24 protein-coding genes are annotated in these 23,773 nt (G+C 69.7%); 14 read left to right on the top strand and 10 right to left on the bottom strand.

Annotated features, from left to right (window positions below):
- Positions 1 to 43: 43 nt before the first annotated feature.
- The 3 genes from ACK8OR_RS00585 (at position 44) to ACK8OR_RS00575 (ending at position 3,206) form a co-directional block, all read left to right on the top strand.
- Positions 44 to 1,261, top strand: coding sequence for a multidrug effflux MFS transporter (locus tag ACK8OR_RS00585; RefSeq protein WP_410187544.1), 1,218 nt, complete (start codon positions 44 to 46; stop codon positions 1,259 to 1,261).
- Between the two features lie 61 nt (positions 1,262 to 1,322).
- Complete coding sequence (locus ACK8OR_RS00580; RefSeq protein ID WP_410187543.1) at positions 1,323 to 2,702, top strand: helix-turn-helix domain-containing protein; 1,380 nt, start codon at positions 1,323 to 1,325, stop codon at positions 2,700 to 2,702.
- Between the two features lie 48 nt (positions 2,703 to 2,750).
- Positions 2,751 to 3,206 (top strand): CoxG family protein, encoded by a 456-nt coding sequence (locus ACK8OR_RS00575; protein ID WP_410187542.1) that lies wholly within the window; start codon positions 2,751 to 2,753, stop codon positions 3,204 to 3,206.
- A gap of 42 nt (positions 3,207 to 3,248) precedes the next feature.
- Here the strand turns inward: ACK8OR_RS00575 and ACK8OR_RS00570 are convergent, their stop codons facing one another.
- The 3 genes from ACK8OR_RS00570 to ACK8OR_RS00560 all read right to left on the bottom strand — a co-directional run bounded on the left by ACK8OR_RS00570 (position 3,249) and on the right by ACK8OR_RS00560 (position 5,527).
- A complete protein-coding gene (locus tag ACK8OR_RS00570; RefSeq protein ID WP_410187541.1) occupies positions 3,249 to 3,914 on the bottom strand; it encodes a thermonuclease family protein in 666 nt (221 codons plus the stop codon).
- 73 nt (positions 3,915 to 3,987) lie between these two features.
- Positions 3,988 to 4,884 carry a DMT family transporter gene (locus ACK8OR_RS00565; protein ID WP_410187540.1) on the bottom strand — a complete coding sequence of 299 codons (897 nt, stop codon included), beginning with the start codon at positions 4,882 to 4,884 and terminating at the stop codon, positions 3,988 to 3,990.
- 46 nt (positions 4,885 to 4,930) lie between these two features.
- On the bottom strand, positions 4,931 to 5,527 hold the full coding sequence (locus tag ACK8OR_RS00560; protein WP_410189846.1) for a LysE/ArgO family amino acid transporter: 597 nt from the start codon (positions 5,525 to 5,527) through the stop codon (positions 4,931 to 4,933).
- 69 nt (positions 5,528 to 5,596) lie between these two features.
- Between ACK8OR_RS00560 and ACK8OR_RS00555 the strand changes: the two genes are divergently transcribed.
- Entirely contained in the window at positions 5,597 to 6,475 is an 879-nt protein-coding gene (locus ACK8OR_RS00555) for an ArgP/LysG family DNA-binding transcriptional regulator (RefSeq protein ID WP_410187539.1), read from the top strand.
- Positions 6,476 to 6,481: 6 nt separating this feature from the next.
- On the opposite strand, the gene ACK8OR_RS00550 is transcribed toward ACK8OR_RS00555, so the two are convergent.
- Together ACK8OR_RS00550 and ACK8OR_RS00545 are read right to left on the bottom strand one after the other, a co-directional pair.
- Positions 6,482 to 7,147, bottom strand: a complete 666-nt coding sequence (locus tag ACK8OR_RS00550; RefSeq protein ID WP_410187538.1) for a DUF998 domain-containing protein — start codon at positions 7,145 to 7,147, stop codon at positions 6,482 to 6,484.
- 72 nt (positions 7,148 to 7,219) lie between these two features.
- Positions 7,220 to 7,960, bottom strand: coding sequence for a YebC/PmpR family DNA-binding transcriptional regulator (locus tag ACK8OR_RS00545; protein WP_410187537.1), 741 nt, complete (start codon positions 7,958 to 7,960; stop codon positions 7,220 to 7,222).
- Between the two features lie 150 nt (positions 7,961 to 8,110).
- Here ACK8OR_RS00545 and ACK8OR_RS00540 point away from each other — a divergent pair, with 150 nt between their 5' ends.
- From ACK8OR_RS00540 to ACK8OR_RS00525, 4 genes are all read left to right on the top strand, one after another.
- On the top strand, positions 8,111 to 8,917 hold the full coding sequence (locus tag ACK8OR_RS00540) for a class I SAM-dependent methyltransferase (protein WP_410187536.1): 807 nt from the start codon (positions 8,111 to 8,113) through the stop codon (positions 8,915 to 8,917).
- A 67-nt stretch (positions 8,918 to 8,984) separates the two neighbouring features.
- Positions 8,985 to 10,766, top strand: a complete 1,782-nt coding sequence (locus tag ACK8OR_RS00535; RefSeq protein ID WP_410187535.1) for an SLC13 family permease — start codon at positions 8,985 to 8,987, stop codon at positions 10,764 to 10,766.
- Between the two features lie 123 nt (positions 10,767 to 10,889).
- Positions 10,890 to 11,690, top strand: a complete 801-nt coding sequence (locus tag ACK8OR_RS00530) for an MBL fold metallo-hydrolase (protein ID WP_410187534.1) — start codon at positions 10,890 to 10,892, stop codon at positions 11,688 to 11,690.
- 29 nt (positions 11,691 to 11,719) lie between these two features.
- Positions 11,720 to 12,646, top strand: a complete 927-nt coding sequence (locus ACK8OR_RS00525; protein ID WP_410187533.1) for an AEC family transporter — start codon at positions 11,720 to 11,722, stop codon at positions 12,644 to 12,646.
- A gap of 5 nt (positions 12,647 to 12,651) precedes the next feature.
- Here ACK8OR_RS00525 and ACK8OR_RS00520 read toward each other — a convergent pair whose 3' ends face one another.
- Together ACK8OR_RS00520 and ACK8OR_RS00515 are read right to left on the bottom strand one after the other, a co-directional pair.
- Entirely contained in the window at positions 12,652 to 13,551 is a 900-nt protein-coding gene (locus tag ACK8OR_RS00520; protein ID WP_410187532.1) for a transglycosylase SLT domain-containing protein, read from the bottom strand.
- A gap of 201 nt (positions 13,552 to 13,752) precedes the next feature.
- Positions 13,753 to 14,211, bottom strand: a complete 459-nt coding sequence (locus ACK8OR_RS00515) for a hypothetical protein (protein ID WP_410187531.1) — start codon at positions 14,209 to 14,211, stop codon at positions 13,753 to 13,755.
- A 66-nt stretch (positions 14,212 to 14,277) separates the two neighbouring features.
- Here ACK8OR_RS00515 and gatB point away from each other — a divergent pair, with 66 nt between their 5' ends.
- The 3 genes from gatB (at position 14,278) to ACK8OR_RS00500 (ending at position 17,273) form a co-directional block, all read left to right on the top strand.
- On the top strand, positions 14,278 to 15,792 hold the full coding sequence (gatB, locus tag ACK8OR_RS00510) for an Asp-tRNA(Asn)/Glu-tRNA(Gln) amidotransferase subunit GatB (protein WP_410187530.1): 1,515 nt from the start codon (positions 14,278 to 14,280) through the stop codon (positions 15,790 to 15,792).
- A gap of 65 nt (positions 15,793 to 15,857) precedes the next feature.
- On the top strand, positions 15,858 to 16,769 hold the full coding sequence (locus ACK8OR_RS00505; protein ID WP_410187529.1) for an alpha/beta hydrolase: 912 nt from the start codon (positions 15,858 to 15,860) through the stop codon (positions 16,767 to 16,769).
- A gap of 78 nt (positions 16,770 to 16,847) precedes the next feature.
- On the top strand, positions 16,848 to 17,273 hold the full coding sequence (locus tag ACK8OR_RS00500) for a DUF4177 domain-containing protein (protein ID WP_410187528.1): 426 nt from the start codon (positions 16,848 to 16,850) through the stop codon (positions 17,271 to 17,273).
- Here ACK8OR_RS00500 and ACK8OR_RS00495 read toward each other — a convergent pair.
- Together ACK8OR_RS00495 and ACK8OR_RS00490 are read right to left on the bottom strand one after the other, a co-directional pair.
- Complete coding sequence (locus ACK8OR_RS00495; protein ID WP_410187527.1) at positions 17,254 to 18,180, bottom strand: hypothetical protein; 927 nt, start codon at positions 18,178 to 18,180, stop codon at positions 17,254 to 17,256. The genes ACK8OR_RS00500 and ACK8OR_RS00495 overlap by 20 nt on opposite strands.
- Positions 18,181 to 18,254: 74 nt before the next feature.
- Positions 18,255 to 18,512, bottom strand: a complete 258-nt coding sequence (locus ACK8OR_RS00490) for a BolA family protein (protein WP_410187526.1) — start codon at positions 18,510 to 18,512, stop codon at positions 18,255 to 18,257.
- Positions 18,513 to 18,603: 91 nt separating this feature from the next.
- On the opposite strand from ACK8OR_RS00490, the gene ACK8OR_RS00485 reads away from it, so the two are divergent.
- Complete coding sequence (locus ACK8OR_RS00485; protein ID WP_410187525.1) at positions 18,604 to 19,215, top strand: J domain-containing protein; 612 nt, start codon at positions 18,604 to 18,606, stop codon at positions 19,213 to 19,215.
- 34 nt (positions 19,216 to 19,249) lie between these two features.
- On the opposite strand, the gene ACK8OR_RS00480 is transcribed toward ACK8OR_RS00485, so the two are convergent.
- Positions 19,250 to 20,386: a phospholipase effector Tle1 domain-containing protein gene (locus tag ACK8OR_RS00480; RefSeq protein ID WP_410187524.1), complete on the bottom strand. Its 1,137-nt coding sequence runs from the start codon at positions 20,384 to 20,386 to the stop codon at positions 19,250 to 19,252.
- Between the two features lie 103 nt (positions 20,387 to 20,489).
- Between ACK8OR_RS00480 and cobS the strand changes: the two genes are divergently transcribed.
- Positions 20,490 to 21,476, top strand: a complete 987-nt coding sequence (gene cobS, locus ACK8OR_RS00475) for a cobaltochelatase subunit CobS (protein ID WP_410187523.1) — start codon at positions 20,490 to 20,492, stop codon at positions 21,474 to 21,476.
- Positions 21,477 to 21,549: 73 nt separating this feature from the next.
- Positions 21,550 to 23,418, top strand: coding sequence for a cobaltochelatase subunit CobT (gene cobT / locus ACK8OR_RS00470; RefSeq protein ID WP_410187522.1), 1,869 nt, complete (start codon positions 21,550 to 21,552; stop codon positions 23,416 to 23,418).
- Positions 23,419 to 23,773: the final 355 nt, after the last annotated feature.

Below are 23,773 nucleotides of genomic sequence, written 5' to 3'. Positions count from 1 at the left end.
ACCGGGTTGGACGCGCGGCGCTTTGCGGCATATCTCCCCCCATATGGCCATCCTCACCGACACCGCACCGGCGGCCCGCACGCCGCCGCATATCCTCACGCTCGTCGCGCTCGTGGGGCTGTCGACGCTGTCGATGAACGTGTTCCTGCCGTCGCTGCCCGCGATGGCCGAGTTCTTCGCCGCCGATTACGGCCTGATCCAGCTCTCGGTCGGGCTCTACCTCGCGGTGAACGCGGTGCTGCAACTGGTGGTCGGTCCGATCTCGGACCGCTACGGCCGCCGCCCGGTGATCCTGACGGGCCTCGTGCTCTTCATGATCGCGACGGTCGGTTGTATCTTTGCGCCGACGGTCGAGATCTTCCTCGCCTTCCGCATGGCGCAGGCCGCGATCGTGGTCGCCATGGTGCTGAGCCGCGCGGTCGTGCGCGATCTCTACCCACAGGACAAGGCGGCCTCGATGCTGGGCTACGTCACGATGGGCATGTCGGTCGTGCCCATGGTCGGCCCGGCCATCGGCGGTGTGCTCGAGGGCTGGTTCGGCTGGCAGGCGAATTTCTGGCTGCTGCTCGGGGCGGGCGCGCTGCTCTGGGCGGTCACCTACACCGATCTGGGCGAGACGGCCCCCAAGACCGGCGGCACCTTCCGCGATCAGGTCCGCGAATATCCCGAACTCCTGACCTCGCGCCGCTTCTGGGGCTATTGCGCGTCGTCGGCCTTCGCGTCGGGCGCGTTCTTCGCCTATCTTGGCGGCGCCCCCTTCGTCGGCACGCAGGTCTTCGGCATGGACCCGGCGACGCTGGGCCTCTTCTTCGGCGCGCCCGCCTTGGGCTACCTGGTGGGCAACGGGCTGTCGGGCCGCTTCTCGCAGCGGTTCGGGATCGACCGGATGATCCTCTGGGGCGCGCTGGGGCAGGTCTTCGGCCTCTCGCTTCTCCTCCTGCTGACGCTGTCGGGCTTCACCTCGCATTGGGTGTTCTTCGGCTTCATGACCTTCGTGGGCCTGGGCAACGGCCTCGTCATCCCGAACGCGACGGCGGGCATGCTCTCGGTGCGGCCGCATCTCGCGGGCACGGCCAGCGGCCTGGGCGGGGCGATGATGATCGGCGGGGGTGCGGCGCTCTCGGCCATCGCGGGCTGGCTTCTGGGCTTCGGCGGCGGCGCGCTGCCACTGGTGATCCTGATGGTGGCGTCGGGTGCGGCCTCGGTCACGGCGACGGTGCTGACGATCCGGCGGAACGCCCGGCTGGCCGCGGCGGGCTGACAGCCTCTCGACCCCTACATGCTAAGCCTGCTAAGCGCGGGTTTGCAAACAGGGGGACGCCATGGCCGCGCCGAAACTCTATGCCGGGGCGAAGCTGCGCGAGGTCCGCACCCGCCTCGGCCTGACCCAGACCGATTTCGCCGCGCGCCTCGGGGTCTCGCTGCCGTATCTCAACCAGATGGAGAACAACAACCGGCCCGTCTCGACGACGGTCCTGCTGGCCCTGGCGCGCGAATTCGCCTTCGACGTGACCGAGCTGGGCGCGGGCGACGACGAACGCCTCGTCTCGGATATGCGCGAGGCGCTGGCCGACCCGATCTTCGCCGACGCGGTGCCGCTGGCCGATCTGCGGATGGCGGGCCTGAACGCGCCCGGCCTCGCCCGCGCGTTCCTGACGCTGCACCGCGCCTATCGCGACGGGGCCGAGCGACTGGCCTCGCTCGACGCGGCGCTGGGTCAGACGGGTCTCTCGGCGCCTTCCCCCTGGGAGGAGGTGCGCGACTTCTTCCACTACCGCGACAACTATCTCGACGCGCTGGACCGGGCCGCCGAAGAGGTCGCGGACAAGCTCGGGCCCGACGTCGACGCCGGACTCGCGCGGGTCTGGGATCAGCGGAACATGCGCGTCGTCCTGGCCGAGGGCGACCGCCTGCGCCACCACGACGCGGGAGCCGGAACGCTGACGCTCGCGGCCCGTGCCGACGCGCCGACCCTACGATTCCAGCAACTCCACCAGCTCGCCCTCGTGACGCGCGCGGACCTTCTGGACGCGATCCTCGACGAGGGGCGCTTCGCCTCCGACGATGCCCGCGCCATCGCGCGCGTGGGCCTCGCCAACTACTTCGCGGGGGCCGCGCTGATGCCGTATGGTACGTTCCGCGCGGCCGCGGCCGACCTCCGCCACGACCTTGAGGCGCTGGCCCGCCGCTTCGGCGCGTCGCTCGAACAGGTCGGACACCGCCTCTCGACCCTGCAGCGGCCGGGCGCCAAGGGCGTGCCGTTCTTCTTCGTGCGCGTCGACCCCGCGGGCCAGATCACCAAGCGCCATTCGGCCACGCGCCTGCAATTCGCGCGGTTCGGCGGGGCCTGCCCGCTCTGGAACGTGCATGCCGCCTTCGAGACGCCCGGCCGGTTCCTGCGGCAGCTGGCCGAGACGCCGGACGGCGTGCGCTATTTCTGCCTGGCGCGGGACGTCTCCAAGCCGGGCGGATCCTTCGGCGCGCCGACGCGGCGGCAGGCGATCGGGCTGGGCTGCGAGGTCAAGCATGCGCGCCATCTGGTCTATGCAGACGGGCTGGACCTCGGATCGGGGTTCGAGCCGATCGGCATCTCCTGCAGGATCTGCGAGCGCGTCGCCTGCGCCCAGCGCGCCGTCCCGCCGCTGGAGCGTCCGGTGCGCATCGACCCCGATGATCGCGGGCGGTTGCCTTACGACTTGTAGCGCGCGCGCGTCCGCGCCAAGTCTTGGGCGGAACCGAGGGAGTGAGACATGGAACTGACCGGCACCCGTACCATCGCCGCGCCGCGCGACATCGTCTGGGCCAAGCTCAACGATGCCGAAACGCTGAAGGCCTGCATCCCCGGCTGCGAGGAGCTGACCGGCTCGCCCGAGGAGGGGTTCGAGGCGGTGGTGAAGCAGAAGGTCGGTCCGGTGAAGGCGACGTTCAAAGGGGCGGTCACCCTCTCAGACGTGAACCCGCCCAAAAGCTACCGCATCGCGGGCGAGGGCAAGGGCGGCGTCGCGGGATTCGCGAAGGGCGGCGCGGATGTGCGGCTGGCCGAGGTGCCCGAAGGCACGGCGCTCAGCTATGCCGTCGACGCCAAGGTCGGCGGCAAGATCGCGCAGCTGGGCTCGCGCCTGATCGACAGCTTCGCGGCCAAGATGGCCGACCAGTTCTTCGAGAATTTCCAGGCGCAGGTCGAAGGCACCGACGCCAGCGCCTGACGCGGGCGAAAAATCTTCGTCGAAGATTTTTGGCGCCCGGCCCTAGCGCTGCGCGCGGCGCCACCCGGCGGCGCGGGCCTCGCCCTCGGTGCAGAACAGCCGCTCGCCCCGCGCGGGATTGATCCGGGTGCGGTCGTAGAACTCCTGTCCGGGCATGTGGTAGATGCGACCGTTGCCCGAGATGTTGCCCTTGATGGCGCAGGTGCCGGTCGCGGACGGCGCGTCACCGGCGCGGGTGGCGCGCGCCTCGGCCCGGAACGCGGCCGGGTCCTGCATGTCGTAGCGCCAGAGGCCGCGTTCCATCAGGACGGCCTCCTTCTGCTCCTCGAAATACGTTCGGTCGTCGCGGTAGACGCGCGCGAGGCCGAGGCGCACGAGTTCGGCATTCATCTCGACGCCGCCGACCCGGCACCGGGCGAGGTAGCGGTCGAATCGGTCGCGCCCTTCGGTCGAACAACGCGCCGTAAGCCCTTGATACAACGCGCGCGCCGCCTCGGTCGCGATGCGGCCGCAGGGCAGGATCTCGGCCCCGTCGCGACAGGTCTGCTCGCCCTCGGCGGCGTCGATGCCGACCAGGCGGATACTGGCGGCGGCGCCGATATCGATGGTGTCGGCGTCGATCACGCGGATCGGGCCGGAGAGGGTCTCGGCCGCGGCGGGAAGCGCGGCGAGCGCGCCGGCCAGAAGAAGTGAACAAAGTCTGAACATGGCCGGGAGATGCCCCCCGGATCGCGCCGGTTCAAGCGGCGACGTTAGCGAAAGGTTAACACCTGTGGCCCGGTTACCCCTTGGTCGCGTAGGAGGAGGGCGTCACCTGCCGCCGGAGCCGCGACTCGCGCCAGGCGATGAAGCTGACCGAGGCGATGATGATCCCCGCCCCGAGGATGACGAACCCGTCCGGCGGCTCGGAGAAGACGAGCCAGCCCAGCAGCACCGCCCAGACCATCTGTAGGAACGTCACCGGCTGCGTGACCGAAATGGGCGCGGCGGCGAAGGCGCGCGTCATGGCGTAGTGCCCGGCGGTGGCGAAGAGGGCGACGGCGAACATGAAGGCGATGTCGGTCGGCGTCGGCGTGACCCAGACGGCGAAGGCGAAGGGCGCCAGCCCGATCGTCACCGTGATCGACAGCATCGCCACCACCATCGCAGCCGAATAGCGCCCCGAGAGCGGCTTGGCGCAGAGATAGGACGCCCCGAAGAGGATCGCGGTGAAGAGCATGGCGAAGTGGCCCGTCTCGATCTCGCGAAAGCCGGGGCGGAGGATGACGACGACACCGCAGAGCGCCACGAGGACGGCGACGATTCGGCGGATGGCCAGCCGTTCGCCGAGGAAGATCGCGGCCCCGAGCGTGACGTAGACGGGATTGAGGTAGTTCATGGCCGTGACCTCGGCGATGGGGATCTGGGTCATTGCGTAGAACCACAGGATCACGCCCAGCGCGTGGACGAGACCGCGCAACCCGAAGAGCCTCAGATCGCCGAGCGACACCCGCTCGGACAGGAGCGTGCGCGCGACCGGCAGCAGGAAGACGAGCCCCAGAAGGTAGCGCAGGAAGGCGGCCTCGGCGGCGGGGAGGTCCTGTGCGGCGTATTTGACGATGGCCGTGACCGCGATGAAGCAGAGCCCGGTCGCGATCATCCACAGGATGCCTTGCAGCGGGCGGGACGGCGTCGTCATGCCCCTTCCCTGCGCCCCGGGTCGAGCGATGGCAAGGGGGCGGGGCTCAGCCGAACAGGAGGCCCGCCGCGATGGCCCACATCACCAGCGCGATGCCCGCGTCGAGTACGCGCCACGCGGCGGGGCGTGCGAAAATCGGGCGAAGCAGCACCGCGCCGAAGCCCAGCGCGCCGAAGAAGACCCAGGCCGCGACGATGGCCCCCGCCCCGAAGGCGAGCGGCACCGGCGCCTGCGTCGAGATCGAACCGAGGAGCATCACCGTGTCGAGATAGACATGAGGGTTCAGCCACGTGATCGCCAGCGCCGTCAGCACCGTGCGGCGCAAGCCACCGCCCTGCCCTTCGGCGGCGAGCGCCGCGCCGCCGGTCCAGGCCGACCACGCGGCGCGTGCGCCGTAAACGACAAGGAACGCCGCGCCGCCCCAGCGGAATACCGGCACGATCCAGGGCGCCGCCTCGACCAGCGCGCCGAAGCCGAGGACGCCGGAGGTCACGAGGAGGCTCTCGGAGAGCGCACAGACGAGGACGACCGCGACCACATGCTCGCCCCGGAGGCCTTGGCGAAGGACGAAGGCATTCTGCGCGCCGATGGCGAGGATGAGCGAGAGGCCGAGGCCGAAGCCGGAGAGCAGCGAGGCGGTCATGGAGGGCGGGATGGACGTGTCTGCTTTGATGCGCAACTAAGGATCGGACCCTGTCGATAAGGACACCTTATGTTTCCGCCGGCCCTTCTGCATACGCTGACCGCCGTGATCGAGACCGGCAGCTTCGAGCGGGCCGCCGCGCGGCTGGGCGTCACACCGCCCGCCATCAGCCAGCGAATGCGGGCGCTAACCGAGGCGGCGGGCGGTCCAGTGCTGGCGCGCACCCGGCCCGCCGAGGCGACGCCCTTGGGCCTGCGCCTTCTGCGTCACGCGCGCGACGTGGCGGCGTTGCAGGCCGACCTTGCCGCCGATCTGGGCGCGACGACGGGCCCGCGCCCGGTGACCGTCGCGATCAATGCCGACAGCCTCGAGACCTGGGCCGTGGATGCGCTGGCCGCCGCACCGGGCTTCCGGTTCGACGTGGTGGTTCTGGATCAGGATCATACGGCGGATGCGCTGCGCCGGGGCGAGGTCAGCGCGGCCGTGACCTCCGAGGCGCGGGCGATCCCCGGCTGCGTGGCGCATCCGCTGGGCGCACTCCGTTACCGCGCGACCTGCACGCCCGCCTTCCGGGACCGTTATTTCGCGGACGGGGTGACGGCGGCGGCCATCGCCGCGGCGCCGGTCCTGCAATTCACGTCGATGGACGCGCTCCAGCATCGCTGGCTGTCCTCGCACGCGCCGGGCACGCCGCCGCCTGCGCACCGCATCCCCGCACCGGGACCCTTTACCGAGGCGACGCGCGCGGGGCTCGGCTGGGGGCTGAACCCCGAGGTCGCGGTCGCGGGCGACCTTGCGTCGGGGCGACTGGTCGAGATGATCGCGGACACGCCGCTCGACACGCCGCTCCATTGGCAGGTGAGCCGCGCGATGGCGGAGGTGCTGTCGCCCCTGACACGGGCGATGCGGCGGACGGCGCGCGCGGCATTGATCCGGGCGGACGGCTGAGCGGGGTCAGCGTGCCTCGATCGCAGCGGCGCGACCCCGGAGCGTCAGGGCGATGGCGATCACGAAGAGGAAGGTGATGCCGCCGAGCACCCGTTCGTAGAGGCCATCGATGCTGTCGGGCAGAAAGAAGAAGATCGGCGCCATCGGTATCCAGAGCACCGTCGCCGCCTTGCAGGCCAGTCCCAGTCGCGACGAGATCGCGCCCGCGCCGTAGGACATGGCCCAGGGGATGATCGCGAAGGCCACGCCCAGCGCGTAGACGAGGTAGATGTGGATGACGGTGCCGTCCTGATCCTGATCGCCGTATTCGTTGCGGGCCCCCACGAGGAAGACGATCAGCCCCGTGACGATGAGCCCGTAGATGCCGGTCGTCCAGCCGCGCCCGCCCAGATGCGCATGGGCCGCGCCGACCGCGCAGGCGATCAGTGCGGCCGAGAAGCAGTAGATGCCGATATCGACGATGTATTCGTACTCGCCCGCGCCCAGATCGCTGATCGTGTCGGCCATCCAGTCGTGATGGGGCACGACGAAATCGGCGACCAGGATCGAGAGGGTGAAGATCACGCAGCCGCCGATGGCGATCCATGCCATCCCGCGCAGGATGTCGGGATGTTCGGGCAGCGGGTCGCCGGGGCTCTCGGGGATGTCGCGCGGGTCGAGATTGGCGTCCATGGCGGGCATCCTCCGGTTCAGGGTCGGAGGGCGAACCGCCGGGGCGCACCGGCGGTTCCGCTGCCGGGCCGCCTAGAGTTCGGCCATGACCTCGTCGCTGGCCTCGAAATTGGCGGTGACGTTCTGGACGTCGTCGTCATCCTCGAGCGCGTCGATCAGCTTCATCAGGGATTGCATCCCCTCGAGATCGAGCTCGGTCGTGGTGGTCGGCCGCCAGACGAGCTTGGTGCTCTCGCTCTCGCCAAGCGCGTCCTCCAGCGCCGAGGACACGGCGTTGAGATCGGTATCGGCGCACCAGACGACATGGCTCTCCTCGTCGCTCTCGACATCCTCGGCGCCCGCCTCGATCGCGGCCATCATCAGGTCATCCTCGGAGCCTGCGGCGGCAGGATAGATCACCTGCCCCTTACGGTCGAACATGAAGCCGACCGAGCCCGTCTCGCCCAGGTTGCCGCCGTTCTTGGAAAAGAGCGAGCGGACCGAGGATGCGGTGCGGTTGCGATTGTCGGTCATCGCCTCGACGATCACGGCGACGCCGCCGGGGCCGTAGCCCTCGTAGCGGATCTCGTCGTAATTCTCGCCGTCACCGCCGGTGGCCTTGGTGATCGCGCGCTCGATGTTGTCCTTGGGCATCGAGTTGGACTTGGCCTCCTTCACGGCGAGGCGCAGGCGGGGGTTCTTGTCGGGATCGGGGTCGCCCATCTTGGCGGCGACGGTGATCTCCTTCGACAGACGGCTGAAGATTTTGGCGCGCAGCTTGTCCTGCCGCCCCTTCCGGTGCTGGATATTCGCCCATTTGCTGTGGCCCGCCATGGGACGCCTCCCCGGTTCTGGATGTCGGCGCGGTATAGGGCCAGCCGCCCGCTGCCCGCAAGTGCGCCGCGGGCCGCCCGCGCGGCGGTTTGGGAAACGGTGCGGGACGTGATAGACCGCGTGGTTACCGGAGGGGCGAATGGGGGCGTCATGACGGATCTCTATCTCGATATCGCCGAGCTGCCGGAGGCGATGCAGGACATGATGGGCGACCTTCTGGTCGCACGGGCCGAAGATGCGCGGATGCGCGAGATCCGCAGGACCTATTTCGACTGGCTCGACCTTCCGCCGGGTGGCTCGGCGCTGGAAATCGGGTCCGGACCCGGCGACGTGGTGGCCGATCTGCTGGAGCGGACATCGCTTGCGACCGCGACCGGCATCGACCCAAGCCCCGTCTTCACCCGCCGCGCCACCGAGACCTATGCCGGGCGCGCGGGGCTCTCCTTCGAGATCGGCGACGCGCGCGCGCTCGGCGCGGCGGATGCAAGCGTCGACCTCGTGCTCTTTCACACGACGCTGTGCCATATCGACGGTGCCGATGCCGCCCTGGCCGAGGCCCGGCGCGTTCTGAAGCCCGGCGGTCTGCTCGTGGTGTTCGATGGCGACTACGCCGCGAACACGGCGGCCCTCGGACGCTTCGATCCCCTGCAATGCTGCGTCGACGCCTTTGCCGACATCATGATCCACGACACCCATATCTGCCGCGACCTGCCCGCCAGACTGGCCGCGCTGGACCTCGCTCTGATCCGGAAGGACGCGCATGGCTACCTGTCGCACGGGGAGGCGGTGTATTTCCGCTCGCTGGTGGGGCGCGGGGCCGATGCGCTCGCGGCCGGCGGGCTGATCGGGACCGAACTCTGCGCGGCGCTTCACGGCGAGATCGCCGCGCGGCACGCGGCGGGGCGCCTGTTCGGGTTCATTTCGTTCCACTCCTTCGTCGCGCGCAAACCGGGCTAGCGCGCGCTTGCGGCAGTGGGCATTCGCCCTACCTGCACCCCTCAATGCCCCGTTGATTGCCGCACCCATGACGACCGACCAGATCATTCTCTTCGCCCTGTTCGGCGGCGTCTTCGCGATGCTGCTCTGGGGTCGCTTCCGCTACGACATCGTCGCCTTCTCGGCCCTGCTCCTGGGCGTGATCCTGGGCGTGGTTCCGAAGGACGACGCCTTCTCGGGCTTCGGGCATCCCGCGACGCTGGTGGTCGCGCTGGTGCTGATCGTCTCGGCGGGGCTGGTGCGGTCGGGCGCGGTCCTCCTGATCACCCGCACGCTGGTCGACAGCTCGCGCGGGATCTTCGCGCATATCTCGATCATGGGCGGGATCGGCGCGGTGCTGTCGGCCTTCATGAACAACGTGGCGGCGCTCGCGCTCCTGATGCCGGTGGATATCGCGACGGCGCGCAAGGCAGGACGCCTGCCGGGGGCCACGCTGATGCCGCTGAGCTTCGCGACGATCCTCGGCGGCATGATCACCCTGATCGGCACGCCGCCCAACATCATCATCGCGGGCATCCGGCGCGACCAGCTGGGCGAAAGCTTCTCGATGTTCGACTTCGCGCCCGTGGGCCTCGTGACGGCGACGGCGGGCCTGATCTTCGTGGCCCTCGTGGGCTGGCGGCTGATCCCCGGCGTGTCCGAGGGCGCGCAGGGCGGCGAGACCGAGGTCGAGGTCGCGTCCTACATGGCCGAGCTCTCGGTGCCCGAAGGCTCGAAGCTGATCGGCACAAAGCTCGGCGATCTCCACGAGGAGGCCGACGAGACGGGCGTGCAGGTCATGGGCCTGATCCGCGACGGGCGGCGGATGTTCGGCTCGGCCCGCGCGGTGGCGCTGAAGGCGGGCGATGCGATCGTGCTGGAGGCCGAACCCGATGCGCTCGACGAGTTCCGGGCGGGTGCGAACCTCACCTTCGCCGACGATCGTCGGATGACCCTCCTCGAGGCCGCCGAACAGGGCCTGTCGCTGATCGAGGTGGTCGTTCCCGAGAATTCGCGCATCAACAAGCGCACCTCGCAGGAGATCGGCCTCGCCTGGCGGCAGCGGACGGTGATGATGGGCATCTCGCGTCGGGGGCGCCGGATCACCGACCGGCTGCGGCGCACGAAGGTGCGGACGGGCGACATCCTCCTGCTGCTCGCCCCGACCGAGCAGGCCGAGGACGTGGTGGCGTGGCTGGGCGTGCTGCCGCTGGCGGATCGCGGCCTGGCCGTGACCGAGAACCGCAAGATCTGGCCCGCGGTCGGGTTCTTCGCCGCCGCCGTGGGCTTCGCAAGCTTCGGGATGGTCGACCTGACCGTGGCGCTGGGCGTGGTGGTAATGGCCTATGTCGTGACCCGGATCGTGCCGCTGGGCGAGCTCTACGACCATGTCGAATGGCCGGTCGTGGTGCTCCTGGGCTCGATGATCCCGCTGGGCGCGGCGCTGCAGACCTCGGGCGGGACCGAACTGATCGCGGGGTGGCTGACGACGCTGACAGCGGGCCAGCCGGCCTGGGTCGCGCTGACGGTGCTGATGGTGGTGACGATGACGCTGTCGGACGTGCTCAACAACACGGCGACGGCGATCGTCGCGGCGCCCGTGGGCATCTCCATGGCGCAAACGCTGGACGTGTCGCCCGACCCGTTCCTGATGTCGGTCGCGGTGGCGGCGTCCTGCGCGTTCCTGACCCCCATCGGGCACAAGAACAACACGCTCATCCTTGGGCCCGGCGGCTACCGCTTCGGGGATTACTGGCGCATGGGCCTGCCGCTGGAAATCCTGGTGGTAGCGGTTTCGATCCCGGCGATCCTCGTCTTCTGGCCGCTCTGATCCGCCTCGCGGGACGCCGGGGGCTCCGCCCCCTGGACCCCCGGCATACTTGGGGAACATCGAAGGGGACGCGCGCCCGACCGCGCCCTTGCCCCCGCCGCGCGCGGGGCGCATGAAGCGGGCATGGCCCGACTGCGTTTCACGATCCTCGGCTGCGGCTCCTCGGGCGGGGTGCCGCGTCTGGGCGGGCACTGGGGCGATTGCGATCCCGAGAACCCCAAGAACCGACGGCGGCGCTGCTCGATGCTGGTCGAGCGGGTGACCGGGGCCGGAACGACCACGGTCTTGATCGATACCTCGCCCGACATGCGCGCGCAGCTTCTCGACGCGGGCGTGGGGCATCTCGACGGCGTCGTCTGGACCCATGCCCATGCCGATCACGTCCACGGGCTGGACGACCTGCGGATGATCGTCTTCAACCGGCGCCGGATCCTGGATGTCTGGGCCGACGCTCCGACCTGGGCCGCGCTGGACCACCGCTTCGGCTACGCGTTCGAGACGCCTCCCGGCTCGTCCTATCCGCCGATCCTGACGCGGCATCCGTTCGAGGGCACGATCACCGTCGACGGGGCCGGCGGACCGCTGACGGTGACGCCCGTGCCGGTGGGACATGGCGACATGGGAGCGCTCGGCCTGCGGATCGGGGATCTCGTCTACATGCCGGACGTCAACACCATCCCGCCCGAGGCCGAATGGCTGATCACCGACCTGAAGGTCTGGGTGCTGGACGCGCTGCGCCGGACGCCGCACCCCTCGCATCTGAGCTATGGCGAGGCGCTGGCCTGGATCGAGCGGATGACGCCCGAGCGGGCGGTGCTGACGAACATGCATATCGACCTCGACCACGCGACGGTCGAGGCCGAGACGCCCGACCACGTCTCCGCCGCCTTCGACGGCATGGTGATCGAGCTCGAGGATGACTGAGCGGTTGCCCGGCGGGAATCGCGCCTGAGATGCTGGACGTCCTCTCGGTCACGCTGCCCGTCTTCCTGATCATCGGCGCAGGCTATCTCGCGGTCTGGCGCGGGCTCTTCACCCAGGCCCAGGTCGACGGCCTGATGGTGTTCACCCAGCGCTTTGCGATCCCGGCGCTGCTGTTTCTGGGGATCGCGCGACTGGACCTCGCGGCGGGCTTCGACTGGCGACTGCTGGCGGCCTATTACTCCGGCTCGATCCTGTGTTTCGCGGGCGGCATGCTGGGCGCGCGGCTCTGGCTGAATCGCGGCCCCGAGGACGCGGTGGCGATCGGCTTCGCGGCGATGTTCGCGAACACGGTCCTGCTGGGCCTGCCGATCGCGGAACGGGCGTATGGCGGGGGCAGCCTCACGCCCAATTTCGCGATCATCGCCGTCCACGCGGCGTTCTGCTACCTCTTGGGCACGACCGCGATGGAGATCGTGCGCGCCGGGGGCGGCGGGATGGTGCATGGCATGAAATCGGTCGCCCGGGCGCTGTCGACCAACGCGCTGATGATCGGCGTGGGGCTGGGATTGCTGGTCAACCTGACGGGCCTGCCCTTGCCCGGCCCGGTGGACGAGGCGACCAACCTGATCGCCCGCGCGGCCCTTCCGACGGCGCTCTTCGCGCTGGGCGGCGTCCTCGTGCAGTACCGGCCCGAGGGCGACGTGCGGGGCATCGTGCTGGTCTGCGGGCTGTCGCTCATGGTGCATCCGGCCTGGACGTACGGCGTGGGCACGGCGCTGGCACTGAGCGAGGGTCAGTTGCGGGGCGCAGTCCTGACGGCCGCGATGGCGCCGGGGGTCAACAGCTATCTCTTCGCGGCGATGCACGGGCGCGCGGTGCGGATCGGGGCGTCGGCGGTGCTGATCGGAACGGCGCTGTCGGTCCTGACGGCGTCGGGCTGGCTTCTGGTGCTCTGAGCCGGTCAGCCGTCGACCGCGGCGACCTGCGCGATCTCGCTGTCGGCGGAAACCTCGAGACGGACCCGCGAGAAGAACGCCTTGTCCAGCTCCCACGCGACGAAGGTCGGAATCTCCTCGGGCTCGCCCGCGGGTTCCAGCAGCCAGTCGGGCCGGGCCACGGGACGCACCGAGCGGTTCAGCCCGTTGCAGAACGGCTGCCGGGTGAGCCAGCGACGCATGTCCTCGCGCTTCTTGTTGGAATGGAACGGGCCCCAGTCGGCGGCGACGCCGCGATAGCCCCGCGACACCACGCCGTCGCGCGGCACGGTGACGTTGAGAATGCGCACCGCGCAGGACATGTTGAGCGCGCCGTCCTTCAACGCCTCGCCCGAGCGGGCCTGGCAGCCATAGCCGCGCGCCGTCGCGGGCAGGATCTGGACGAGGCCGTACCAGAGGCCGCCCCCGCCGACGGCGGTCGGGCGATAGGTGCTCTCGTGCTTGGACAGGGTCGAGAGCAGGCCGGCCCAGAACGCCTTGCGCGTCCAGCGATCGGCCTCGGGATAGGCCGGGCACCATTGCTCGATATCGCGCGGCACCGTGTCGATTAGCCGGTCGCCATGGCTGTCGAGCGCGCGCATCGCGGCGCGGGTCCAGCGCGACGAGCCGCGGACGTGGTCCCAGCGCAGATCGGGCATCTCCTCGACGCGGGGGCGGAGGATCGGGCGGAGCGAAGTATCGGGGGCCAGCAGCGACAGGTCGGGCGGGGTCGGCGTGACGGCCAGCGACATCGAGCTGCCGGTCGTCTCGAGGAGGCGGGCGACGGGGCGCGTCTCGGCCGTCGCCATCCCGGCGCAGCACAGGAGCACGGCCAGAAGCCCGGTCAGCACCCTGCGGGCCTGCCCCATTGCCGTCGCTCGTTCCATCGTCCCCCCGGACACCGTTTCCAGCCGTGGGCGCATCGTCGCGATGCCACCCGAACTCGCCCGCCAGCTAGGACGCCGGACAAACCCGGCAACCGCGCATGAGAACGGCCCGGCGGGAATCGGCCGCAGCCGAGGCCCCCGTCGGGCTCGGATGTCCTAGCGGAAATGTGTCACTCCGGCAAAGGAAAGCGGGGTGGGGCATCAGCGCAGGCCACGAACCGCCGCCGCCAGAAGGGCACGCGCATAGGCCCGGTGCACAGGCAGGAGCGCGCGGGTCGGCCACCCGAGCGCGCCGGACCGTGCCACCACGCGAGACGCTAGAAACAAACGCGTTTTTCCCGCCAGAGGCGCCACGGCGAGCCATGTCTGCGTCGCCCCGGCGACATCCGCCAGCCAGAGCTGGCGCATATCCCGATCCACGACCGTCCAGGCGGCGAAACAATCCGTTTCACCCCGCGCGAACGCCTCAAGATCGCCCGATTTGCCGAGAACCGCCCGGAGAATCGCCCCCTCGGGTGCGAACATCCGCGACCCGAAGAACGCCGAGACGAAGCGGGCGAGCGGCACCTCGCCCCCGACGTCGCGTGCGAAGCAATCGACATAGTCCCCCGGCGCAAGCGCCCCGGCCATTCGGCTCCAGTCCGGCAGCTCCACACGCATCCCGTCCTCCCGCTTGCTCCCGTCCCGGCGGGGCCGTAAACCCGGCCCGTCCATCCGGAGGCTTCCATGCTCGACACCGCCCTGCCCGCCCCGCGCCCGAAGGTCATCGCGGGCGAACGCCACGACTGGGAACTCGTGATCGGCATGGAGGTCCATGCGCAGGTCGCGTCGAATTCCAAGCTCTTCTCGGGCGCGTCCACGCGCTTCGGCGCCGAGCCCAACTCCAACGTCGCCTTCGTCGATGCCGGGATGCCCGGAATGCTGCCGGTGATCAACGAATACTGCGTCGCGCAGGCGGTGAGGACGGGGCTGGGCCTGAATGCCGAGATCCACCTGAACTCGGCCTTCGACCGGAAGAACTATTTCTATCCGGACCTGCCGCAGGGCTACCAGATCAGCCAGCTCTACCATCCCATCGTCGGCGAGGGCGAGGTGCTGGTCGAGCTGGGCGACGGCACCGCGCGGGTCGTGCGGATCGAACGCATCCACCTCGAGCAGGACGCGGGCAAGTCGATCCACGACATGGACCCGGCGATGTCCTTCGTGGACCTGAACCGCACCGGCGTGGCGCTGATGGAGATCGTCAGCCGCCCAGACATCCGCGGGCCCGAGGAAGCCGCGGCCTACGTCACCAAGCTGCGCCAGATCATGCGCTATCTGGGCACCTGCGACGGCGACATGCAGAACGGCAACCTGCGCGCGGACGTGAACGTGTCGATCTGCCGTCCGGGCCAATACGAGAAATACCAAGAAACGCAGGATTTCAGCCATCTCGGCACGCGCTGCGAAATCAAGAACATGAACTCGCTGCGCTTCATCCAGGCCGCCATCGAAGTCGAGGCGCGGCGTCAGATCGCCATCGTCGAAGCCGGGGGCGCGGTCACGCAGGAGACGCGGCTCTACGATGTCGAGAAGGGCGAGACGCGGTCGATGCGGTCGAAGGAGGAGGCGCATGACTACCGCTACTTCCCCGACCCCGACCTTCTGCCGCTCGAGATCGAGCAGGGCTGGGTCGACGATATCGCCGCCGACCTCCCCGAGTTGCCCGACGCCAAGAAGGCGCGGTTCGTGGGCGATTTCGGCCTGTCGGATTACGACGCGAGCGTGCTGACCGCCGACACCGATTCCGCCTCCTATTTCGAGGAGGTCGCGGCGGTCTCGGGGAACGGCAAGGCCAGCGCTAACTGGGTCATCAACAACCTCTTCGGGCGGCTGAAGGAAGACGAGACCGAGATCGAGGCGAGCCCGATGACGCCCGCGCAGCTGGGCGGGATCCTCAAGCTGATCGAGGCGGGCGACATCTCGGGCAAGATCGCCAAGGACGTGTTCGAGATCGCCTATACGAGCGGTCGCGACCCCGCCGAGATCGTCGAGACCGAAGGCATGAAGCAGGTCACGAATACCGGCGCGATCAAGGCCGCGGTCGACGAGATCATCGCCGCCAACCCCGCACAGGTCGAGAAGGCCAAGGCGAACCCCAAGCTGGCCGGCTGGTTCGTGGGACAGGTGATGAAGGCCACCGGCGGCAAGGCCAACCCGGCCGCCGTGAACCAGATCGTGAGCGCGAAGCTGGGGCTCTAGCCCCCCGCATTTTGCGCCATCGCGGCCCCGTGCTAGGCTGACCCGATCCAGTTCGGGGTCGGCCCATGCCTTTCGTCCTCAGCCGTCGCCGGATCATCGGCGGCACGTTCCGCGACGCGGTCTCCCACACGCCCCATCACCTCGACGTGCGCGCCACCGGCACCGGCGACGGATGGGAGCGACGGCTGATCGGGCGGGACCGCTGGATCGCGGACCTTCGGGCGGCGGCGGGGACGCGCGGTGTCGTCCTCTACCTGCATGGCTACAACACGCCGCAATCGCGGATGCTGGCGGCGATGACGCGGCTGGCCAAGGGACTGGCCGCCGAGGGGTGCGACGACCTCGTGGTCGGGCTCGACTGGCCCAGCGACGGTAATTTCTTCGTCTATAACGGCGATCGGTCCGATGCCGAGCGGGTGGCCACGACGCTGATCGCCGACCTGATCGCGCCCGTCCAGCGCGCCCTGCCCGCCAGCCGCATCAGCCTGCTTGCGCATTCGATGGGCGCTTATCTCTTTCTCGAGGCGATCTCGAAGGTGCGCCCCGACGGAGTGCGGATGCTGCGCCCGCTCGACGAGGTGATGTTCTGCGCCGCCGACGTGCGCGCCGCCGACGCCAAACCGGGCACGCTCTATCGCCGGGCGTTGCGCGTCGCCGCGCGGCGGGTGACGAATTACCACTCGGCGCTCGACCGCGTGCTGCTGGCGTCCTCTGCGGTGTGGGGCTTCGGACCGCGGCTGGGCAAGGACGGTCTGATGGGCCACCGCCTGCCCGCGCAGGGCGACGTGGACGGGCGCGTATATTACGACACGCGCATCCGGCCAGGCGACGCGGGCGTGATCCGGTCGCACGGGTGGTGGCTGGACGATCCCGTGGCGGTGGCGGACATGGCGCAGGTCGTGGCGGGCACGCCCACGGCGGCGATCACGACGCGCAAGACCCGGCGCGACGGCGATCAGGTGCTGGCCCTGCCCTGAACCGTATCCGGCGCGGAAACACCTTGTTCGCGTCGCCCGGCGGGACTCCGGCGCGGGCGCCGCGTAACGTCGCGCCCTATGTCAGATGACGCCGATGATCCGCTCCAGACCTACGAATATCGCGTGGTCCCGGCCCCGCGAAAGGGCGAGAAGGCCAAGGGCGTCCGCTCGGGCGAGGGACGGTTCGCGCTTGCGATGTCGCGTCTCTTCAACCGGATGGGGGCCGAAGGCTGGGAGTATGTCCGCGCCGACACCCTGCCCTCCGAGGAACGTGTCGGCCTGACGGGCAGCGAGATCCGGTATCACGCGCTTCTGGTGTTTCGCCGGGCGACCGCGCCGCCGCAGCCGATCGTCGTCCAGCCGGTGATCGAGGCACCGCGGCCGCCGCTTCTCCTGACGCGGCCCGCGCCGGAATGGGCCGGGTTCGAGGACCAGGAGCTCCACGAGGCCGAGATCATCGACATCCTGGCGGCGCGCGCGGCGCCTAAACTGGCTGCGGAGTAGTCAGCTCGGGATCGGCGATCGGCTCGAACGGGACGCGGGTCCAGTCGTCGAAGCCGTGCCCGTCGCCCGCGAAGGCGAAGGCCCGCGCACTGGTCCATTCCGCACCGCCGAACGCCAGCCCGGCGAGGAAGGCCAGCGAAGCGCCGACCTCTGCGGCCTCCGCCCCGCAGCGATCGGAGCTGGCACCCGAGATGCGCAGGTCGGGATCGTGTTCCAGCGCGGCGGCGAGGTCGACCGCCTCGATCGCGCGGCCCATCGCGTGGATCATCTGCCCCGAGATATGAGTCGAAACGGCGAGCCAGGCCTCGCCCACCGCGCCGGCCAGCCGCTCGAGCCCGTTGTCGAGCCAGAGCCCCGTGCGCCGCAGCAGGCCGCGCAACCCGCCATGCACCACGACGATGCCGCCGCCCGCGTTGTGCAGCTTGCCGCGCGCGATGCGGGCCTCGGCCTCGGATCGGAGCGCGGTCGAAACGGTCGCGGTCATCTGGCCAGGCGCGGGATAGGCGACGTCGAGGATCAGCGCGCAATCCATGTCGGCCAGGTCCACCCCGTCATCGAACTGCACCAGGATCGCGCCCGCCGTCGCGTGGCCGATGACCCGTGCGAGGACGCGAGGCATCGCACCGTGCGACCCGAGGCAGGCGATCACGAGCGCCAGGCCCATCGGCCCGATACCGTCCTCGGGGGCGGTCATGATCCGGGTAATCAGCGCGGCGCGCGCGTCGGGATCGGTTTCCATATGCAGGGCCACGCGGTCGGCGCGCGTCGTGTCGGGCGCGGCCTCGGCCAGCGCCGCCTCCAGACCGCCGGGCTCGCCCGCGCCCAGACCCAGCGCGCCATGCGCACGGGTCAGCGCCCGGATCTCGGGCTGCTCGGGTAGAGTGCGGAGGTATTCCGACGCGGACATGTGCTCCTCTCCCGGACTGGTGTGGCGATTTCATGAAATACCACGGCCATCACGGCGGCCAAGTCGGGCAATCCCTACCCGTCGCTGAGATCCATCGAAAGGGCGTGTATCCGGAGCATCACATCGCCGAGAGCGGCGTGCACCATCCGGTGCCGTGCGATCCGAGACTGGCCCGCGAAGGCCGGGGCCGCGATGACGACGTGCCAATGGCTCTCGCCCGAGCCGTCGTCGCCGGCATGCCCGGCGTGGCGATGGCTCTCGTTCACGACCTCCAGACGGGTCGGCGCGAGGGCCGCCTCCAGCCGTTCCCGCATCAGTGTTTCCATCGTCATGACGTTTCCCCCCGCCTTTTCGCACGTCAAGGCCTTTCCTTCCGGCCAGCCATGCTTAGAGTGTGACGCCTCCGACCGGAAGGGGCCGTCCATGAGCAAGAGCGATCCGTTCAATTTCGACATGCGTGTGTCGACCGCCAAGAAGCGGAATCCGCGAGGCAAGCGGGGCATGTCCGGCGCGATCGAGACGTCGACGCGGATCTGCGATCACGACGGCTGCGAAAAGGGCGGCAAGTACCGCGCGCCGAAATCGCGCGACACGAGCGACGACTACTACTGGTTCTGCAAGGACCATGTCCGCGAGTACAACGCCAAGTGGTCCTTCTTCGACGGCGCGACCGAGGCCGAGATCGCCGCACAGGAGGCGCGCGACAAGCCGACCAAGCCGTTTCGCCGCACGGTGGAGGAGCGGGCCTGGGCGCGGCTGGGGATCGAGGACGCGCATCAGGTGCTGGGCGGCAACGCCACGCGCAATCCGGGCCGCGGCGTGGTGGGGCGCAAGCTGCCGCCGACCGAGCGCAAGGCCATCGACATCCTCGAGGCCAAGGACGACTGGACCAAGGCGGATATCCGCAAGGCCTACAAGTCGCTCATCAAGGTTCTGCATCCCGACATGAATGGCGGCGACCGCAGCCAGGAGGAGCAGCTGGCCGAGGTCGTCTGGGCCTGGGACCAGCTGAAGGACAGCCGCAACTTCAAATAGTTGCGGCACGGCGTTCACGTCTTCCCCAAGGGATCTACGTCTCGGCGGAGGGGTCGTCCGGCCCCTCGGGCAGGTCGCGCGCGACCCGGCGTAGGCTGCCGGGGCGCCAGCGGGGCCGCAGGTCCGTCCAGCGGGTCACGGCGGACGGCGCCACCGCATCGGGCCAATCGGGGCCGACGCGATCGGGGCCCGCCCGCCGCAGGATCGCCGAGGGCAGCCCGCCCCGCGGCGGCTCGCTGTCATAGACCGACGAGAGCGGCGCGTGACGTCTGGCATATTCCTCGGGCAGATGGCTGTCGAAATAGAGGCCCTGCCGTTCGGCCCCCTCGATCATCCAGCTGAGAGGAATGGACGACATCCCGTCGAGCCGCCCGCCCCCGCCGACCGCCCCGTGTTCGCCCGCGAACCACAGTTGCTCGAGCCGGTCGTCATGGCCCTGCGCGGGCGACAGCACCGTCGGACGCAGCGTCGCCCGACGTTCGTCGAGCGCCAGCGCATGGCGGCAGAGGCCGACGAAATCCGGCAGGCGCGTATCGGACGGCATGTCCCGGCGGTTGACCAGCCACGACACCCCCAACGAGGCAACCGTGTCGAAGAGCCCCAGATAGCGCATGTTCAGGGGCTCGGCCTCGGGGACGCCCTGCGCGGCCCAGAATGCGGCGTCCTCGGGCCCGGTGGTGACCTGCGGCGAGAAGGCGAAGCGCCGCGCCATGGCTTCGGGCGTGTCGGGCGACTGGCGCCCGCGCGAATGCGCCCGCCACCAGGCCACCACCTCGTCCAGCCGGTGCAGGTCGCCCCGCCCCAGAAGCCCCACCAGCCGCAGGAACACCGCCAGCGTCCACGCGGCATAGGCCCCGCGCGAGAAGCCGAAGACGAAGACCTCGTCGCGCGGTTCGTGCATGAAGACGAGCGCCTCGTAGGCTTCGACGATATTGGCCGCGAACCCGAGACCCAGCGCGCCGCCCAGCACCCGGTCGGTCCAGCGCCCGACGGGTGTGACGCCGCGCCGGCCCGTGCCGACGCCCGGCACGTAGATCGGCACCTGCTGGATGTCGTCGGTGTCGACGGGCGCCAGGGCCTGCGCGATGCGGACCACGTTGGTCGGGTTGGCGGCCGCCGCCGCGTTCCACGTCCCGTCGCAGAAGATCACGATGCGTTTCATGGCCGCCATGATGGCACATCGCCGCGTCCGGCGCGACGGTCGGCGCTGGCCCTTGCGGTGCCTCGGCATATGTTGCAATCCGACGGGCGGTCACGAGACGAGGAGGCGGCGCATGGCGGACGGCAGCATGGATATCGGCGCGAAGCCCACCGAAGACATCTCGGTGCGCGAGGTGTTCGGCATCGATAGCGACATGACGATCAAGGGCTTCGCCGACCGCACCGACCGCGTGCCCGCCATCGACAGCACCTACAAGTTCGACCCCGACACGACGCTGGCGATCCTCGCGGGATTCGGCTGGAACCGCCGCGTGATGATCCAGGGCTATCACGGCACCGGCAAGTCGACCCATATCGAACAGGCCGCCGCGCGGTTGAACTGGCCCTGCGTGCGCGTCAATCTCGACAGCCACATCAGCCGGATCGACCTGATCGGCAAGGACGCGATCAAGCTGCGCGACGGCGTGCAGGTGACCGAGTTCCACGAGGGCATCCTGCCCTGGGCGCTGCGCAATCCCGTCGCCATCGTGTTCGACGAATACGACGCGGGCCGCGCCGACGTCATGTTCGTGATCCAGCGCGTGCTGGAGCATGACGGCAAGCTGACGCTGATGGACCAGAACGAGATCATCACGCCGCATCCGTCCTTCCGGCTGTTCGCGACGGCGAACACGGTGGGCCTGGGCGACACGACGGGCCTCTATCACGGCACCCAGCAGATCAATCAGGCGCAGATGGATCGCTGGTCGATGGTCGCCACGCTGAACTATCTCAGCCACGATGCCGAGGCGGCGATCGTGCTGGCCAAGCAGCCGCATTTCAACACCGAGAAGGGCCGCCGCACGATCGGCCAGATGGTCACCGTCGCCGACCTGACGCGCACGGCGTTCATGAACGGCGACCTCTCGACGGTGATGTCGCCGCGCACGGTGCTCGCCTGGGCCCAGAACGCCGAGATCTTCCGCGATGTCGGCTATGCCTTCCGCCTGACCTTCCTCAACAAATGCGACGAGCTGGAGCGCCAGACCGTCGCCGAGTTCTACCAGCGCTGCTTCGACGAGGAGCTGCCGGAGAGCGCGGTGAGCCTGAGCCTGGGATGACGATTGGCGGGCCGGGGCGTACGCGAGCCTGGTGGGCCCGGACCGCACCCCGATGCGCAAATCGAGGCACGACATGAGCAAGCCCAGCGACAACCCCGCCGATCCGTTCAAGAAGGCACTCGCCGAGGCCACCAAGACGATGGCCGACGACAGCGAACTGGCCGTGACCTATTCGGTCGATCCGCCGGGGCAGACGAATGATGCCGTCCGCCTGCCGCAGGTCAGCCGGCGGATGACGCGGGACGAGGTCATGCTCGCGCGCGGCACGGCGGATGCCTTCGCCTTGCGGCACCGGCATCACGATGCCTCGACCAACGCGCGTTACCTGCCGCAGGGCAACATGGCGCGCGAGCTCTACGACGCGATGGAGACCGCCCGCTGCGAGGCCGTGGGCGCGCGCGCGATGCCGGGTACGGCGGGCAATATCGACGCCAAGATCGGGGTCGAGGCCACGCGCAAGGGCTATGGCGACGTCACCGACAAGGCGCAGATCCCGCTGGCCGCGGCGGCGGGCTATTTCATCCGCCAGATGGCCACGGGCCGCGACCTGCCGCGCGGCGCCGAGAATGCTCTCGAGCTCTGGCGCGGCTTCATCGAGGAAAGCGTGGGCGACCGGCTCGACGGGTTGCAGGACGTGCTGGGCGACCAGCAGGCCTTCGCGCGTCTGGCGCGCCAGATGATCGACGATCTGGGCTATGGCGACCAGCTCGGCGACGACCCGGATGCCGAGGACGACCCCGAGGACGAGGGCCAGCCCGAGGACGAGGAGGAGCAGCCCGACTCGACCGGCGACGACGACCAGGAGCAGGACGACGAGGCCTCGCCGGAGCAGTCGCAGGACCAGCAGGATGACCCCGCGCAGGCCGACGTGTCGATGGACGACATGGCCGATCAGGAGGCCGGCGAAGAGGCCGAGATGCCCGAGGCGGAGGAGTCGATGGACCCGCCGCCGCCCCCGCCCGTCTCGGACGCGGACCCGAACTACACCGTCTTCACCGACGCCCATGACGAGATCGTCGGGGCAGAGGACCTGGCCGAGCCGCAGGAGCTGGAGCGCCTGCGCGCCTATCTCGACCAGCAGCTCGAGCCCCTGAAGGGCGCCGTCTCGCGGCTGGCCAACAAGCTGCAACGCAGGCTTCAGGCGCAGCAGAACCGGTCCTGGGAGTTCGACCTCGAGGAGGGCATCCTCGATGCGGGCCGTCTGGCGCGGGTGGTGGCGAACCCGACCACGCCGCTCAGCTTCAAGATGGAGCGCGACACCGAGTTCCGCGACACCTGCGTGACACTGCTTCTTGACAATTCCGGGTCCATGCGCGGGCGACCGATCAGCATCGCGGCGATCTGCGCCGACGTGCTGGCGCGCACGCTGGAGCGCTGCGGCGTCAAGGTCGAGATCCTCGGCTTCACGACGCGCGCATGGAAGGGAGGACTCGCGCGCGAGGAATGGCTCAAGGCGGGCCGCCCGGCCGCGCCGGGCCGGCTCAACGACCTGCGGCACATCATCTACAAGTCGGCGGATGCGCCGTGGCGGCGGGTGCGGCCCAACCTGGGGCTGATGATGAAGGAGGGCCTCCTGAAGGAGAATATCGACGGCGAGGCGCTGGAATGGGCGCATCGCCGGATGGTGGCCCGCCCCGAGGCCCGCAAGATCCTGATGGTGATCTCGGACGGCGCCCCGGTGGACGACTCGACCCTGAGCGTGAACCCCGCGAACTACCTCGAAAAGCACCTGCGCGACGTGATCGCCATGGTCGAGAAGCGCCGCGCGGTGGAGCTGCTGGCCATCGGTATCGGCCATGACGTGACGCGGTACTACGACCGGGCTGTGACGATCACCGATGTCGAGCAGCTCGCCGGGGCGATGACCGAACAGCTGGCCGCGCTCTTCGATGCGGACCCCCGCGCCCGCGCCCGCGTCATGGGCCTCCGCCGCGTTGCCTGATCCGGCGGCGCCCGCGGCACGGCCGGGGGACGCCCCCCGGACCCCCGGCGATTACCCGACCGCCCTGCCCAGCCCGCCGGACAGGCCGCGCCGCCGGAGCCTCCGGCGGGCATATTTCGGGAACATCGAAGCAGCGCCCCCCGCGGAGAGTGGGCTCCTCCGTGGATCCCCGGAGGTCCGCCAGCAGCCGCGGGGGACGCCGTCCTTCGACGTTCACGGTCATCGGCTTGCCAGCCTGTCCCGCATCGTCATGCTCACCGAAACGCGTTAACGGTTCGTTGCGTCCACCCCATCGATGTTCCAAAAATATGCCGGGGAGCGCGAGGGGCTGGCCCCTCGCCCCGCGCCCGCCACG

Origin of the sequence: Jannaschia halovivens (genome assembly GCF_046452375.1) — a bacterium.
GTDB lineage: Bacteria > Pseudomonadota > Alphaproteobacteria > Rhodobacterales > Rhodobacteraceae > Jannaschia > Jannaschia halovivens.
The sequence above is the reverse complement of the archived record's forward strand: the minus strand, read 5'-3'. Positions and strand labels throughout refer to the sequence as shown.